General features: G+C 67.6%; 20 protein-coding genes. 8 read left to right on the top strand and 12 right to left on the bottom strand.

The features are described 5' to 3' along the window. The first annotated feature begins 6 nt into the window (after positions 1 to 6). The gene (gene serC / locus IPP98_07965; GenBank protein ID MBL0179045.1) at positions 7 to 1,095 is read left to right on the top strand and encodes a 3-phosphoserine/phosphohydroxythreonine transaminase; all 1,089 of its coding nucleotides are present in this window, start codon (positions 7 to 9) and stop codon (positions 1,093 to 1,095) included. 66 nt (positions 1,096 to 1,161) lie between these two features. On the opposite strand, the gene IPP98_07960 is transcribed toward serC, so the two are convergent. The 7 genes from IPP98_07960 to IPP98_07930 all read right to left on the bottom strand — a co-directional run bounded on the left by IPP98_07960 (position 1,162) and on the right by IPP98_07930 (position 6,724). Then, the gene (locus IPP98_07960; protein MBL0179044.1) at positions 1,162 to 1,506 is read right to left on the bottom strand and encodes a hypothetical protein; all 345 of its coding nucleotides are present in this window, start codon (positions 1,504 to 1,506) and stop codon (positions 1,162 to 1,164) included. Continuing rightward, the gene (locus tag IPP98_07955) at positions 1,476 to 1,625 is read right to left on the bottom strand and encodes a hypothetical protein (GenBank protein ID MBL0179043.1); all 150 of its coding nucleotides are present in this window, start codon (positions 1,623 to 1,625) and stop codon (positions 1,476 to 1,478) included. Before IPP98_07955 ends, IPP98_07960 begins: the two co-directional genes overlap by 31 nt. A gap of 63 nt (positions 1,626 to 1,688) precedes the next feature. Then, positions 1,689 to 2,552 carry a metallophosphoesterase gene (locus tag IPP98_07950; protein ID MBL0179042.1) on the bottom strand — a complete coding sequence of 288 codons (864 nt, stop codon included), beginning with the start codon at positions 2,550 to 2,552 and terminating at the stop codon, positions 1,689 to 1,691. A 222-nt stretch (positions 2,553 to 2,774) separates the two neighbouring features. After that, positions 2,775 to 3,317, bottom strand: a complete 543-nt coding sequence (locus IPP98_07945; protein ID MBL0179041.1) for a YaeQ family protein — start codon at positions 3,315 to 3,317, stop codon at positions 2,775 to 2,777. A gap of 3 nt (positions 3,318 to 3,320) precedes the next feature. Next, positions 3,321 to 3,992, bottom strand: coding sequence for a hypothetical protein (locus IPP98_07940; GenBank protein ID MBL0179040.1), 672 nt, complete (start codon positions 3,990 to 3,992; stop codon positions 3,321 to 3,323). Positions 3,993 to 4,042: 50 nt separating this feature from the next. After that, on the bottom strand, positions 4,043 to 5,968 hold the full coding sequence (locus tag IPP98_07935; GenBank protein ID MBL0179039.1) for a multicopper oxidase domain-containing protein: 1,926 nt from the start codon (positions 5,966 to 5,968) through the stop codon (positions 4,043 to 4,045). A 12-nt stretch (positions 5,969 to 5,980) separates the two neighbouring features. Further along, on the bottom strand, positions 5,981 to 6,724 hold the full coding sequence (locus IPP98_07930; protein MBL0179038.1) for a hypothetical protein: 744 nt from the start codon (positions 6,722 to 6,724) through the stop codon (positions 5,981 to 5,983). A gap of 161 nt (positions 6,725 to 6,885) precedes the next feature. On the opposite strand from IPP98_07930, the gene IPP98_07925 reads away from it, so the two are divergent. The 7 genes from IPP98_07925 (at position 6,886) to IPP98_07895 (ending at position 11,876) form a co-directional block, all read left to right on the top strand. After that, positions 6,886 to 7,608, top strand: a complete 723-nt coding sequence (locus IPP98_07925; protein MBL0179037.1) for a DUF4331 family protein — start codon at positions 6,886 to 6,888, stop codon at positions 7,606 to 7,608. Positions 7,609 to 7,640: 32 nt separating this feature from the next. After that, positions 7,641 to 8,177, top strand: coding sequence for a DUF4331 family protein (locus tag IPP98_07920; GenBank protein MBL0179036.1), 537 nt, complete (start codon positions 7,641 to 7,643; stop codon positions 8,175 to 8,177). A 14-nt stretch (positions 8,178 to 8,191) separates the two neighbouring features. Beyond that, positions 8,192 to 9,373, top strand: coding sequence for a hypothetical protein (locus IPP98_07915; GenBank protein MBL0179035.1), 1,182 nt, complete (start codon positions 8,192 to 8,194; stop codon positions 9,371 to 9,373). Further along, positions 9,370 to 9,957 carry a HupE/UreJ family protein gene (locus IPP98_07910; protein ID MBL0179034.1) on the top strand — a complete coding sequence of 196 codons (588 nt, stop codon included), beginning with the start codon at positions 9,370 to 9,372 and terminating at the stop codon, positions 9,955 to 9,957. Before IPP98_07915 ends, IPP98_07910 begins: the two co-directional genes overlap by 4 nt. Further along, positions 9,951 to 10,394, top strand: coding sequence for a hypothetical protein (locus tag IPP98_07905; protein MBL0179033.1), 444 nt, complete (start codon positions 9,951 to 9,953; stop codon positions 10,392 to 10,394). The genes IPP98_07910 and IPP98_07905 overlap by 7 nt, the downstream gene beginning before the upstream one ends. A 145-nt stretch (positions 10,395 to 10,539) precedes the next feature. Continuing rightward, complete coding sequence (locus IPP98_07900) at positions 10,540 to 11,085, top strand: sigma-70 family RNA polymerase sigma factor (protein ID MBL0179032.1); 546 nt, start codon at positions 10,540 to 10,542, stop codon at positions 11,083 to 11,085. Further along, positions 11,082 to 11,876, top strand: coding sequence for an anti-sigma factor (locus IPP98_07895; GenBank protein ID MBL0179031.1), 795 nt, complete (start codon positions 11,082 to 11,084; stop codon positions 11,874 to 11,876). Before IPP98_07900 ends, IPP98_07895 begins: the two co-directional genes overlap by 4 nt. On the opposite strand, the gene IPP98_07890 is transcribed toward IPP98_07895, so the two are convergent. The 5 genes from IPP98_07890 to IPP98_07870 all read right to left on the bottom strand — a co-directional run bounded on the left by IPP98_07890 (position 11,877) and on the right by IPP98_07870 (position 14,836). Further along, on the bottom strand, positions 11,877 to 12,719 hold the full coding sequence (locus IPP98_07890; GenBank protein ID MBL0179030.1) for a hypothetical protein: 843 nt from the start codon (positions 12,717 to 12,719) through the stop codon (positions 11,877 to 11,879). Then, the gene (locus IPP98_07885; GenBank protein ID MBL0179029.1) at positions 12,719 to 12,952 is read right to left on the bottom strand and encodes a hypothetical protein; all 234 of its coding nucleotides are present in this window, start codon (positions 12,950 to 12,952) and stop codon (positions 12,719 to 12,721) included. The genes IPP98_07890 and IPP98_07885 overlap by 1 nt, the downstream gene beginning before the upstream one ends. 46 nt (positions 12,953 to 12,998) lie before the next feature. Continuing rightward, positions 12,999 to 13,427: a DUF1801 domain-containing protein gene (locus IPP98_07880; protein ID MBL0179028.1), complete on the bottom strand. Its 429-nt coding sequence runs from the start codon at positions 13,425 to 13,427 to the stop codon at positions 12,999 to 13,001. Positions 13,428 to 13,648: 221 nt separating this feature from the next. Then, the gene (locus IPP98_07875) at positions 13,649 to 14,086 is read right to left on the bottom strand and encodes a cupin domain-containing protein (GenBank protein ID MBL0179027.1); all 438 of its coding nucleotides are present in this window, start codon (positions 14,084 to 14,086) and stop codon (positions 13,649 to 13,651) included. A gap of 120 nt (positions 14,087 to 14,206) precedes the next feature. Continuing rightward, positions 14,207 to 14,836 carry a hypothetical protein gene (locus IPP98_07870; protein ID MBL0179026.1) on the bottom strand — a complete coding sequence of 210 codons (630 nt, stop codon included), beginning with the start codon at positions 14,834 to 14,836 and terminating at the stop codon, positions 14,207 to 14,209. Between the last annotated feature and the right edge of the window lie 25 nt (positions 14,837 to 14,861).

Raw genomic sequence — 14,861 nt, 5'->3', positions numbered from 1 at the left:
TCGATCATGACTGAGCGGATCCACAATTTCGGCGCGGGCCCAGGTGTCCTCCCGGAGTCGGTGTTGCGGCAGGCGCAGCAGGACATCTGGAACATCGGCGGCAGCGGGATGGGTGTGGCGGAACACAGCCACCGTGGGAAGCTGTTCGAGAAGATCATCAACGAGGCCGAGGAGGCGGCGCGGCGGCTGGCAGGGATCCCTGACCAGTACAAGGTGATCTTCATGCAGGGCGGCGCGTCGCAGCAGTTCGCGATGGTGCCGATGAACCTGCTGCCGGCCGGCCGGACCGCCGACTACCTGCATACCGGCGTCTGGTCCGAGAAGGCGATGCAGGAGGCAGGGAAGTTCGGCACGACCCACATGGCGGTCTCGGCGGCCGGGTCGAAGTTCACCCGCATCCCCGACGTGGCGGAGATCGCCTACTCGTCCGCGCCGGCGTACGTCCACATCACCACGAACAACACCATCTATGGCACGCAGTGGCGCGAACTGCCGCCGGTGCCGGAAGGCGTGCCGCTGATCGCCGACACCTCGAGCGACATGTTCAGCCGCCCGCTCGACGTCAGCAAGTACGGCCTCATCTATGCCGGTGCCCAGAAGAATCTCGGCCCGTCCGGCGTCGTGATGGCGATCATCCGCGACGATCTTGCCGACACCGCACCGACCATGATTCCGACGATGCTGCAATACCGGACCTACGTGAAGGAGCGGTCGCTCTACAATACGCCGCCGACCTTCGCCATCTACATGGTCGGACAGGTGCTGAAGTGGATCGAGGAAACCGGCGGGCTGGCGGCGATGGCGGAGCGCAATGCCGAGAAGGCGGCGCTGCTGTATGACTTCCTCGACCAGAGCACGCTCTTCCGCGCGCCGGTCCATCCCGACAGCCGTTCGCACATGAACGTCGTCTTCCGCTGTGCCACCGATGAGCTCGACACCAAGTTCCTCGGCGAAGCAGGGAAGCGCGGCATGGAGGGGTTGAAGGGCCATCGCTCCGCGGGCGGCATCCGTGCGAGCATCTACAACGCCTGCCCGCGCGCCAGCATCGTGGCGCTGGTGGACTTCATGAAGGAGTTCGAACTGGCGAACCGCTGAACCGACGACGGGTGGTCGCCCGATTGGACGACCACCCGTCGCTCCCTGCCATTGCCGGGCGCCTGGTTACTTCGGCGCCTTGGTGCCCTCACTGCGCAACATGACGACCGAGTCGGCTCCCGCGCCCGTGTAATGGGCCGTGGTGTGCCCGATCAGCTTGTCGCCGACCAGGTGGAAGACGGTGTTGGTCTGCACCTTGGCCCCCTTCCGGAGCACGCTCTCGTACTGGGGGCTCACCGACATGATGCTGTCCCCCGAGACGGTGATGCTCAGCTTCATCGGCGTCCGCTTCGGGAAGGCCATCAGCCAGCCCGCGGTGTCCGCCGAGGCCTCGAGGGTGAAGGTGGTCAGCACGCTGTCGGACGTGGCCCCCATCGTCTTCATCTCCCATGTGCCGGCGACGGCGGCCATGTCGATCGGGGCGGGGCCACCGGCGCGGGCGGCTCGGCGACGGTCTCCGGCGGCGCCTCTTCCTTCTTGGCACAGCCCATCACGACTGCGGTGCTCAGGACCAGCATCAGGCGGCGCATGGTGTTCTCCGTGGGTGGTGCGAGGGCGGGCACGAGGCCCGGACCGTCAACGCGACGGCAACGTCATGGGGTCGCGGGCTTGTTGAGATCGCGATCGACCGTAATGGTGAACTTTCGATCGGGATCGGTCAACCACTGGTCATAGTATGGCGAGTAGTCGCTGATGTTCACGGTGCGACCGTCGGCCTGCACCTCGACCAGCCGGAGGAAGCCGCCGCCACCCTTCTTGCGGTCGGGCACCACGCCGCACTGGTAGTTCACCAGCATCTGGTGCACGGAGTGCCCGAGCGGTGCCTTGCTCTCGAGGGTGCCGATGCCGTCGTTCAGGACGTGGCCGTTGAAGGTGAAGACGAACTGCTTGTGTCGGCTCACCAGCTTCTGCCAGAGTGCCTCGCCGTCGTTGACGCCCTCGGCCGCCAGGGCCGCGTTGGTACCAACGCCATAGGCATTCGGGTTCCAGCTCTGTGCCTTCCCCGGACCGGTCCAGTTGTAACGCTGGTCGTCGGAATACATGTAGACGTGGGTCAGCAGGATGGCGTGGTGGTCGGGGTACTTGGCCACGATCTCGTTGGCCCACTCGACGACCTTGTCCCTCGGTCCGAACTCGAGGCCGACGATGAGGAACTTCGCCTCGCCTACGGTGACCCGGAGGAAGGCGTTCTCCGACTCTCCCGCGACGCGCGCGTTGCGCTGGATGAAGTAGTCGCTGAAGAACGACTCGCGCGAGTCGGTGTTGCCCCACGTCCCCATGTCATGGTTGCCCGGGACCAGCAGGTGCGGGATCCCGGCCTGGCGCAGCACGTCCATTGCCCGGCGCGCGTTGATCCACTCGGGATGGACGTTGTTGTTGGTGATGTCGCCGAGATGCAGCACGAACTGGATGTTGCGCGCCTGCCGTTGCCTCGCGATCCACTCCGTCTGCGCCATGAAGACGTCGGGGAACGACTCGCTGTAACACTGCGTGTCGGGGAGGAGGACGAAGCTCCAGCTGCCGGGCGCGGGGCGTGGGGCCAGTGGTGCCAGGGGCAGTGGCCCAGGCCGTCCGGCGGGCGCCGAAGAGGCCGGTGAGGGCCGACAGGCCGGCCAAGCGCACGAAGGGGCGTCGTTCCATGGAATGCTCGCGGCGGGTGAAGGTGATGCGGGATGTGACTAGGGGACGAGTGGGTACCGCTCCACCGCGCCGGAGACCGTGACGTCGCCGACCGTCGCGTAGATCTCCCGGTCGGAGATCGAGAGGGCCAGCCGGGTGCGCCGATCGAGCAGCTCCACGAGTCCGTCGATCAGCGCACGGTCGAAGGCGTAGATCTCCAGCGCGTCGGCGCGGTGGATCTTCTCCCCCTCGAGTTGCCGCAGCAGCGTGCGCGGCTCCTTGTGGGTGTAGACCGCGACGCGCGGCGCCGCCTTGCTTGCCTTGTGGAGCCGCGCCGCGTCGGGCGAGCCGATCTCGATCCAGACGAGCAGGCTGCCGGTGAGGTCGCGAACCGCGATCGGCGGATCATCCGGCTCGGAGATTCCCCGCCCGAAGGCGATCCCCTCCCGGTACTCCAGGCAGTAGGCCAGCACCCGGGCGATCAGATACTCCGGCGATTCCGAGGGATGGCAGGCGACGCGGAGGGCCAGCTCCTCGTAGACGCTACGATCGACGTCAGCCAGCTGGATGTCGAGATTGTAGATCGTCGCGGTCAGCGCCACCTGTCACCCCACCCCAGGCGGGAGGATGCGGGCACCGCGGTACCGGCCCACGAGCGCGGCGAACTGGGACTGCCGCTGGGTCGCCCACCCCTTCAGGCGCCACCACCCGACGCCAAGTGCCGCCGCGCCACCGAGCGCCAGGAAGGCCGCGCCGGCGCCTGGCGCATTCGGCGCAGCGAGGAGCGCCCCGCTGGCGGCGATGAACGCGCCGAGGCCCGCGGCGATCATCCCCTGCGCGGCGCTGTTGACAGTCTGGAAGCGCAGCCGATGCCCGGTGGCCGTTGGCTCCGCGAGGACCTTCAGGTTGCCATTGCTCCACTGGCGGAAGGGACCGTCGTAGCGGACGACGCCGGCCGCGTCGAAGGTCGTCCGCAGATCGGAGACCAGCCGTTCCCATTCCGGGTCGCTGATCGGGCGGTCGAACTCGGCCGCGTCCACCACGCCGATCCGGACACCGAGCACGCTGGCGGGCTTGGCGCGCGGTGCCTGCTCAAGCGATTGCGCGGCAGAGGCGATCGATTCAGGGGCGATGCCGACCTCCCGCCCGATCTCCTGCAGTGCCGCGAGCGTGAGGCCCTTTCCCTGGCCGGGCGCAGCGACGCTCGCATGTTCCGGCGAAGCGGCCCGTTGAAAGATGGCCGCCACTTCCTCGTCGTCGTACTCCCGCTCGCTCATGCCCGCCCCGGAATCAGGATCAGCCGAAAGCTACCGCCGTCGCCATGGAATTACCGCTTCGCGGGTTTGGCCTCGACGATGACGTCGAGCGGGATGTACCAGCCGGTTTCGACGGAGCGGATCTCCATGCGCCAGGTTCCCGGGCGCGTCGGGATGAACTCGAAGTCGGCGGTCTGCCCCGGGCCCATCTCGATATGGGCCGGGCGCGACACCCGCATCGTTGGGGGGAGGACGGCGCCATCCTTCGCGGTCGGCCGCCACCGGGCCACGCTCGAGTCGGTCTGCAGCGTGAACGAGATCCTCCAGTCGGGATGGATGGCGACGATCCGCAACCGATGTGTCTCACCCACGGTCAGCCTGAGCGGTCGGGGAGAACGCCTGCCGTTGACCAGGGCATAGAAGCTCTCCGCCTTCGGCTCAATTTCGGGACCACCGCCGCCGGCGATGATCAGGTGATCATGCGTCAGGTCACGCGGTGTGTCGGTGACGATCACCGCCCCGTACATCCCGGAGTTGATCTGGTGCCGCTCATCGAGGTGGGAGTGGTACGGGTACGTCCCCGACCGCGGTGGCGTGAACGCGGCGACGAACGAGTCGTGCGGGGCGATCTGGGTATAGACCTTGTCACCGAGGCCGCTCCAGTGCGGTACGCCATCGGGAAAGCTCTCGATTTCGAGGCCGTGCCAGTGGACGGACGAGGGCTCGTCGAGGTTGTTCTTCACGAGGATCCGGACCGGTTTGCCGCGCACCAGCTCGAGCACCGGGCCGGGGAGGGTCACCGAATCCTTGGCGGGTTCGTTCGGACCCGCTTGGAGCACGAAGCCATATGCCGGGGCACCTGTCATCAGGGCGTTCGGCTTCCTCTGTATGAGGAGGCGCATCTCGCGCGCGTTCGCTGTGGAGGTCGGCACGTAACTCGGAGCCGGTGCCACCTTGATCCCGACGACGAGGCCGCGCATCGCATGCCCGCTCGCGCCCTCCATCCGGTGTGGTCCGCCCGGCATCGCCATCGCTGCCGCTTCGAGGGAGTCCTTCGGCGACCCGCTCAGCGTGACGGTCTCATCGGTATGGAAGGAGAAATGGCAGTGGAAGAGCCAGTTCCCTGGCGTCGCAGGCAGGAAGGAGAAGGTGACCGTACTCCCCGGGGCGAGCAGGTCGGTGTTCGAGAGGTGCCGCAACCCCATCGCGACCGGCAGGTCCCGTCGCCCATCGCCTTTCGACTCGATCCGGTAGAAGAAGCCGTGCAGGTGGAACGGGTGAAAAAGTGACGTCATGTTCACGACGCGAAATCTGGTCGAATCATTCTGCGTCAGGTGGATCGTCTCGGTGTACGGCCATCCCTTCCCGTTGATGACGGAGACCACCTCGAACGGCCGGTTCTCATCATAGGGGTAGAACCATTCGCTGACGACGAGGACGCGGTCGGGCATGCTGGTGCCGGGGGCATCGACGACGATCGCTCCATTGAGCTGACTGTCCTTCCAGAGCCGATCCATCGGGTCGGTGCCGAGGAAGGCACCCCAATAGGCGAACGTCCCCGACGCGCCAAACCGGACCCGAATATCGCGCGTGCCACCCTTCGGCAACTGGATGGTGTCGCGCGCCGCCGAAAGCGTGGAACGCAGTCCGCCGATCACCAGCGCCGAGTCGGTCAGGTTGCGAAGCGTGAGGAGCATCGTGGTCCCGAGCGGCACGCGGGCAAGTGGGCCCGGGACGGTCGCCTGCTTGCCATGCTCGGCGAAGGCGAGGATCGGCACTTCGGGATCGTCGGCCCCTTCCGGCTTCCACCCGCTTTCCACGATGTCGACCTCGAGAGTCAGCGTCGCCCCGACCAGCCGGCCTGCGGCGGCGGTGTTCTGATGCACCCCGGCGTGGGCCACACCTGGCGCCGGCTTGGGCAGCGGCGTCCGCGGCAGGGTGGCGATCAACTGGGCTTGCAGTGCGATGCCGATCAGGGCGGGAGCGGAGAGGAGCATGGGGTGGTGGTCTCAGTAGAGTGGTGCGAGGGCACGACCAACCGAGCCGAGCGCTTCGGCCAGCACACGACCGATTGGCGTCGGGGTGACCAGGAAGGCGGCGACCTCCAGCCCGACCGAGAGCGGCAGCCCGGTGCGGTAGACCGGATGCAGTGGGCGCCCGCGTCGGCGGTCGATCAGGATGGCGGCGACGATGAAGAGATTCGGGACCAGGATTCCGACGACGCCCGCCGAGACGGTGAAGCCAAGAACCTGCGTCATCACCCGGAAGCCGGCTGCGCCCATCCCGCCGGCACTGGCCAGCAACATGAAGCGACGGTGCCGGTCCCGATCACGGCGTGCCAGGATCCCGCGCGTGTAGAAGATGACGAAGAGGATCAGCGTGGCGAAAACCGCCGGCCCCATCCCCTGCCAGAATGGCGAGCCATCAGGTTGCAGCGAGAGGTTCATCTGCGTCCCGATCACCACCATCCCGGTGCCGACCATCGCCGCCGCGAGACCGAGGCTCAGCGTGCCGAGGGCTCGGTGCCATTCCACCCGGCGGGCCCGGATCAGGCACGCCTGGAGCGGGAGCAGGAGGTAGTAGAGGAAGAAGGTCCAGCCGTGGAGATGGACGGTAGCGGATGACTCGGGGTAGGCCCCCACCAGCATCGGCTGGAAGTAGGTGATCGAGAAACCATAGAACACCGTCGCCGAGAGGGCGAGGCAGAGCCAGAAATAGGAAGACTGGCTGCGCACAGGTGGGGGTGCGGTCATGAGGCCGTCGATTGGCGAAGGGAGTGTCAGAAATCTGTGGCCCGGGGTCGGAATTGGACACCCCCTGCCGTCGTCGGACGGGAAGAGATCCGATCCCGGTTCGAGGCCGTACCCCTGGTGCGTGCAGAAGCACGACCACCTCCACCAGGAGTACCACCCTGATGCATACCCCCTCCCGAACCGTGCGGCTCGGTCTCGCCGCCGTCCTCGGCGTCGCGGCCCTGACCGGCGCTTGGCAATTCGTCCAGGCGTCCGACCACCAGGACACCGCCGATGTCGAGCTCAATCCGACGCAGGACATGACGGACTTCTATGCCTTCCCGACCACCGCCGGTCGGATCGCACTGGTGTTGAACTCGCACCCGTTCATCTCGCCGGCCGAGGCGGCGTCCTCGTCGTTCGATCCGAACCTCCTCTACCAGATCAAGATCGACAACACCGGGGACGCGCTCGAAGACCTCGTGCTGCAGGTGACCTTCTCCGGGACCGGTGCCAACCAGAAGGTCTTCGTGCGCGGTCCGTTCGCGCCGACCGTCCGCGGGGCGATGCAGAACGTCGTCTCTTCGATGGAGCCGGCGGTCACCGGCGCGATCAACACCACGCTGGGTTCCACGAGCGGCATGCAGGTCTACGCCGGCGTCCGGGACGAGCCGTTCTTCATCGACCTTGAGCAGTTCTTCCGGATTCTCCCGGATCGCCGCCCCGGCACTGGCCCGCTCTCCACGCCGTCGACCGCCACCGCCTCGGCGTTTCGTCCCGTGGGGCAGGCCGTCAACGTGCTGAACGGCGCCAACGTCGCCTCCCTGGTGATCGAGTTGCCGACTGCGCAACTCACCGCCGGTGGCAACGCCAAGATCGGCCTCTGGGGCACGATCTCCCGATGAACTCTTCCTTCTCCCGCGTGAGGTTTGCCCCCATGACCCGTCTTGCCATCACCCCGCTGCTGCTCGTTGGCGCGCTCGTCGCCGCCGGCTGCAGCAGCGACAGCACCACCATGCCGACCGACAATGGCACCCGGATGTACAACCAGGTGCAGCGGCTCGGCAATCCGCTGGTGAGCGAAGTCTTCCTCGCCAAGCGCAGCCATGCCCTGCACGGCAGCACCGGGCCGGCCGCCGACCCGACCAATATTCGCGCCGAGTTCGTGAACTTCATCGCGACCGTGGCCGGTCGCAACCAGACGGTCCAGAACACGCTCGCGACCGTGCTGTTGCCCGACATGCTGATCGTGCAGACCGACAAGCCCATCGCCAGCGCCGGGTGGCTCAGCTGGGCCCTCGCCGATGGCTACGGCGGGCGCAAGTTGAGCGATGACGTCGTCGATGCCGGACTGAGCGCCATCTTCGGTGCGCTGCTCGACCCGAGCAACGTGTCGCCCGGTCTGGCGTCCGACAACGTCCCGAACGACTCGAACTTCCTCACGACCTTCCCGTACCTTGCGGTGAAGAACTAATGCGGTGGGCGCGTGTGGCTGCCATCACCAGTGTCGTGGTTCTCTTCGGGGGAGCAACGGCGGTCGCGATGCGGGGTCACACGCGCGTCGCGGCATCGCCGGGGTGGGATGTCGCCGGAGAGCGGAGTCGGCGCGATGCCGACATCGCGTGGTACACGATGCGAGCCGAGCGCGACCCGACCGGCGCCTTTGATCGGCTTCGACTGGCGGCGCTGTATCTCCAGCGTGCGCGCGAGCGAGGCAGCCCGGCCGACCTGCTGCTGGCCGAGCAGGAGGCGCGTCGATCCCTGGCCAATCGCCGCGCCCACAACAGCGAGGCGTTCCGCGTGCTCGCCATCGCGCTGATCGGACAGCACCGCTTCGCCGAGGCCGCCGACGCCACCGACTCCTTGCTCACGGCCGATCCCGCCTCGCATGGCGCGCAGTCCTTGCGGGCCGAGATTGCGCTCGAGCAGGGAGACTATCCCTTGGCGGATCGGCTGTTCACCCCGCTGGACCACGGGGGTGAGGATCCGGCCGTGACCGCGCGGGTGGCCCGGTGGGCGGCCATGCGTGGCCGCGCGGGTCATGCCAAGGCGATGCTCGAGCAGGCCAGGGAAGACGCTCGGCGCATGGCCTTCACGCCCGCGGAACAGATCGCGTGGTATGACCTCCGTCTGGGAGATCTCGCGCGCACGGTTGGCGCGACGCGACTCGCGGCGCGCGCCCTGAAGGCGGCCGCGGCAGTCGCCCCGGACGATGCGCGCGTGCTGATGACCCAGGCGCAGCTCGCGCTGGACACCAACGATCCTGCGGATGCCCTCGAGTATGCCGACGCGGCGATGGCGCATGGTGGCGATCCCCTGGCGCTGGCACTCGCCGCCGAGGCGATGCGGCGCTTGGGGCGCGACCAGGAATCGGAGCACAGGTTTCGTGCCTTCGAGACGTTGATCGCGGGCGTCCCCGGCACGGCGTGGCATCGGCAGTGGCGGCTCGCGTTGCTGGATCGTGGGCGACAGGTCCCCACCGTCCTGGCGCAGGCCGAGGCGGAGCTGCTGACCCGGAGGGACGTGCTCGGCTACGACGTGTACGCGTGGGCGCTCCACAAGGCGGGGCGTGACGCAGAGGCGCGGGTGGCCATGACCCAGGCGCTTCGGTGGGGCACCGAGGATCGACTGCTGGAGGCCCACGCAAAGGCGTTGGGAATGGCACGATGATCGCCACCTTCATCATGGTGGGGATCCGTCACCTCGTTTCGTTGGAGGCGCTCGACCACCTCCTCTTCCTCGCGGCCCTCGCCGCCAGCTATCGACTGCGCGATTGGCGACACGGCCTCGCGGTGGTCAGTTCCTTTACGATCGGGCACAGCATCACCCTCGCGCTCGTGGCACTCGGAGTGCTGGCGGTGCCGAGCGCCCTCGTCGAGTTCCTGATCCCGTGCACGATCGTGGTGGCCGCGATCGAGAATCTCTGGAGTCGTGGTGCGCGTCCGGCCGGATGGCAACGCCCTGCGCTTGCCGGCCTCTTTGGGTTGGTGCACGGCGCCGGCTTTGCCACCACACTCGGACAGCTCTTCGATGGCGGCATCGCCCTGCCACTGCTCGGCTTCAATATCGGGATCGAGCTGGGGCAGGCTGTGATCCTTGCGGCGATCGTCTCCACCCTGACCCTGGCCGACTGGGCGATTGGCGCTGTCGTGGCGGCGGGCCGCGACGACGCGACCCGGTGGCGCCTGCGGCTGACATCCGTCGCCGTGGGTGGGGCCGCGTTGGTGATCGCGGCCGGGCGGCTGCCATGGTGACCCTGCCTCGTGTCGTCGCGGTCCTCGCAATGGTCGGACTGCTGGCTGCCGCCGAACGGCATCCGGTCCATGCCGCACGGATCGACGTCCTCGGCCTCGGCCACGACATCCGGGCGACGGTGCTCGTGTACGAGGCCGACTTTCCCGCGGGGAACCGACCCGAGGCGATTGCCGCGTATCTGGCGCGCACGCTGGTGGTTCGGGACGCCGACGGCCGACTCGTCGCCCTCACGCCGTCCCAGATCACCACCGAGGGCGATCGCCTCCGGATCGCGCTCCGCGGGAGGGCGATCGGGGGACTCCGGAACGGGCGGATCGCGGCGACGCTCCTGCAGGAGCGATTCGACGATCAGGTGAACGTCGTGGAAGCCCGGATCGACGGGCGCCGTCGCACGCTCGTCTTCCTTGCGGGCGAGGCGTCACAGGGGCTCCCGTGAGGACTCGCTCTTGTGATGGAGCTCCTCGATCGGGTAGGATTCGGCTTGCTGCTCTGTGCCGGGTAGCCCACCGAGGAACGTCCCCCGCAGCATGCCACACCCTGCCGACCGCCTTCCGCCAGACGACTCCGCGCTCGTGCGTTCCATGACGAGCGGCGATGCCGCTGCCATGTCCGCCCTGTATGATCGGTACGCGCCCGGATTGCTCGGTCTGGCGCTGCGGATCACCCGGGAGCAGGCGGATGCGGAAGAGGTGGTCGTGGACACCTTCGCACAGGCATGGCGCGAGGCCGCCAGGTTCGAGGGCGGGCGTGGATCGGTCGCCGCTTGGTTGGTGACCATCGCGAGGAGTCGGGCGTTGGACCTGTTGCGAGCCCGGTCGCGTCGCGGGAAGCTCGCCGATGCCGCAGAGGCGGAGACAGCCTCGCCGGCGGCGATGGGGAGTGGCTATGCGTCCCCGATCGCGGGTGTGCTGGCCGACGAGCGGGCACGGAGGATTCAGGACGCCTTGCTGGTCCTGCCCGATGCGCAACGGACCGCCATCGAGCTGGCCTATTTCGAGGGGCTGTCACAGTCTGAAATTGCCGAACGGCTCAACGAGCCGCTGGGAACGGTCAAGACGCGGCTGCGCCTCGGGCTGCGCAAGATGCGCGACCTCGTCGCCGCGCTCGGGCCTGGGGGGCACACGTGAGCGACCTGTCGAATGACGCAGTGACGGAACTGGTCGAGGAGTACGTCCTCGGCATGCTCGAGGGTGCGGAACTCGCCGCCTTCGAGACCCGACTTGGGACGGACAGCTCGCTGGCCCGCCGAGTGCAGGAGGCTCGCGCCACGCTTGCCGACTTCGCGCTCAGCACGCCAGCTGGCCTGCCCACCGAGCTCAAGGCACGTGTGATGGCGCACGCGGTTCGGCTCCCTGAGGCACCGCCAGTGATCACGGAGACGCCCGTGACGCCGATCCGTGCCCAGCGGCCTTCTCGTGCGCCGCTCTGGTTGGGGCTCGGGCTCGCCGCGTCGCTCGCGCTGCTGGCGGTGCAGTCCATGAATCTGAACCGTGAACGTGAGGCGACGGCAGCCGCGCAGGCGCTGGCGGCGAAGACGGCGACCACGCTGGCCGAGCGGGACTCGTTGTTGGCGCGGCTGATGGACCCCGGGGTGGAATTGGTGACACTCGCCTCGACGGGAGCGGCCAAGCCGACGGTGCGCGTCTACCTCGACCGCGTCCGGAAGACCGCGCTGCTCTCCATTGCCTCGCTCGACACGGCACCGACGGGGAAGACCTATCAACTCTGGTTCATCGTCGATGGAGTACCCGTTCCGTCCGTGACCTTCCAGACGGATGCGCAGGGCCGCGCGCTGATCGAGCAGGTCACGCTTCCTGCGGGCACGGTCGCGGCGAGTGCCGTTACGATGGAACCGACGGGCGGTTCGACGGCGCCGACCATGCCGATCCTCTTCGTCGGATCGGTCAAGTCGGAGTGATCAGGGGCGAGGCCCCCGATTGAAGCCGAACGTGTAGACATAGGTTCCGCCCACGGGACGACCCTGCTGGTCGGTCGCGGGGCGGAACCGATAGCGCATGAAGGTGGTCAGGAGCGCCATCCGGTAGGTAGAATCGCTGATCTCGGGGGTCATCGAGACGATCTCCACGACACCATCAGGGCCCAGGCGGAAGGTCGCCACAACCTGCTTCCCGAACATCGACGTGGGAAAGTTGGCGGGCGGCATGATCAGGGAGAGCGGCGCCGGCGGTCGACTCAAGTCGGGCAGGGGCTGGCTCCGCCGCAGGCTCTCATCTTCGGCGAGACGGTCACGGACGAAGTCGGCCAGGTACTCCTGGCGCAGCTCGTTCCGCAGTGCAGCGGCTGTCGTCGGCATCGCTGGCGTTGCCGCTGCGAGCCGTTCCGCGAATGCCTGGCGCTGCTCACCGCTCATCCGCCCCGAACGTGCCAACCCCACCACTTCCTCGATGCGAGCCACGCTGCCCCGTCGACCGAACAGCCCCGGGAGCGTGTCCACCGTGCGCAGCAGGCAGGCGGCATCCCACTGCGTTGGCGCGATCTCGGCATGACGCGTGGCGCCGGCGGTATCGGCATCCTCAAGCAGCTTGGCCACCACCTTCGACTGCAGCGCCTCGGAGGCCACCCGACACGCCCCCAGCGCCGGGAAGAGCACCGAGTCCTGCATCACGACGTTCCTGAGGCTGCGGATCGCCGGGGTGCGCCATACGACCGACTCGAGCGTGACCGATTGTGCCGCTGCCGTCCCGGCGCGCAGGGAGGCCAGCAGCAGGATGACGAGGTGACCACCGCGCGATCGCCCCATCAGATCGGCGCCGAGTCGGCGTAGGACTCGAGGTACCCGCAGCGCTCGCACCGATAGGTCATCACGTGGTAGCGATCGTGCCCCTTGGTGCGGAGTCCTGTCCAGAAGGAGCGCTCCGGCTTCCCCTCGAGCCATTCCGGTGTCGTGGGAGCGCCGTAGTGTGCCTTGTCGAGGACGAAGCCCTCTTCCATCGGGCCATTGCACTTGGGACAACTGGTGGGACGCATACTCATGCCGACTCCGTGATCCGGGTGTGCCCCGGCCTGAAAGGGGTGATGCTCAAATGGTGGTGTTGCCGTATCGGGTCGCCACCGCCTTGACGGACCCGGCGACGAGTTGCTCGAGTACTGCGAGGTCGACATCCGCGAGTCTCCGGATCGTCAGGCACGCCTTCGCCATCTTGTGCTTCCCCAACTTGGCGAGCAGGCCGGTTCGCCCGGGGAAGTCTCCCATCAGGTAGACGCTGATGCCGGTCGAGCGGGAGGCAAAGCCGGTAAGGCACGAATCGCCCTCATGGCCGCTGTCGTACTTGTAGTGGTAGCTCCCGAAGCCGACGATGGCGGTTCCCCACATCGTCGGCTTCGCCTTGGTCACCTTCGCCATCAGGGTCGCCAATGCGCGGCAGTCCTTGCGACGGTCGGGGTCCTCGATCGCGGTGAGGTACGCGGTCACGCTCGCCTTGGTGGGCTTCGTTTTGGCTTCGGCCATAGCACGCTCCGGCGCTGGTTGGGGGCAACCGCGGGTGGTCCCTCAAGACTATGCCGGGAAGGGGGCCAGGCGCCATCCCGGCGGCACCACGCCTTAGGCCAGCGTCGGCGCTCCCGGACAATTGGCGGGGCAGCCGGGCCACGCGGTCCCGCGGTATCGTCCGAGCACGGTGCCGATGGCCACGATCACGCGGAAGAGCGGCGTCTGGATCCAACGTGGCATCAAGATGACGCGCTGCGTCTCACGATGGCGCAACGAGGCGTGTGCGAGGTAGAAGAGCGAGGGCGATCGGCCGGACTCCGGTTCATCACCTCGAAGATGGCCTGCAGGTAGCGGTCGAGATCGGCAGCAGGCCGCGCGATTCCCTGAAAGGCGAGTGGCGCTGCCCCGGCATTCCACCAGCTGTGCGGGACGCCGCGCGGCAGGGACACCACTTCGCCGGGCCCTGCGTGGAGCACCGCGCCGTCAACCATCGCGGAGAGGACGCCTTCGGTGACGAATCCCTCCTCGTCCTGCACGTAGTGCACATGCAGGATGGCGCCTTGCCGACGTGGAGGGAGGGTGCCGCGAAGCTCAAGGCACTCGACGCCGTGCTCCCGGATCCGCCGGAGGTCGAGGACTTCGCCGGTGTGACGGTTCTCCAGGCGCAGATGGGACATCGGCCGGTCCTCCAGGGGGAGAGGAATCCCGCGTGCGAGGAGGGTGGCACACCAGGGCCCGCTCCCTGCGCGTCCATAAGCTACTGCGCGGGGAGCGGGCCGTGGGTTTCGTGCGTCGGCTTACTGGCGGTGGTACGAGATCCCGGCGCGCTGGGCCTGGTCGATCGCGATCACCATCCCCGGCACGAGGGTCACGCCGGGGAGAATGTGCGCCTTCATGTCCGCGTAGACGACCTTCGGGTCGAGGCCCTGGGCGTTGGCGAGCATCCCCGAGAGGATCTGCAGCGCGTTGTTGCAGATGAGAAATGTGGCGCCGCGCTTCTGCATCGCCTCGATGCTCGCCTGCGGGAGTACCATGCCGAGGGCGCTCGGGCTGGTACGCCACGGGTTGGCGGTGAAGGGGACTCCCTTGGCATCGTTCTCCTTCAGGAAGGCCCCGATGTTGTACTTGGACCACATCGCATCGGTCAGCCCATGAAACGTCGTGAAGCCGTAGAAGGTGAGGATGCCGTCGATCTCCCTGTCCGGGACATTGAAGGCGGTGTTGTACGTGTCGTAGTAGTTCATCAAGTGCACCAGCGGAACGCCGTTGGCCGTGGCCGGGGCATCGAACAGCATCCGGTGCGTGCCGTGCAGCGAGGCAATCCAGTTCTTGCCATCCTGGGCGGCAGCGGGGCGCGGAGCCAGGACGATGGCACCGAGGACGACGGCAGCCGAGGCGAAGAGGGACCGGCGGGATACAAACGACATGACGTGCTCCTGAGGGAGAAGGTGT

Source organism: Gemmatimonadota bacterium (assembly GCA_016720805.1).
Classification (GTDB): domain Bacteria; phylum Gemmatimonadota; class Gemmatimonadetes; order Gemmatimonadales; family GWC2-71-9; genus Palsa-1233.
The sequence above is the reverse complement of the archived record's forward strand: the minus strand, read 5'-3'. Positions and strand labels throughout refer to the sequence as shown.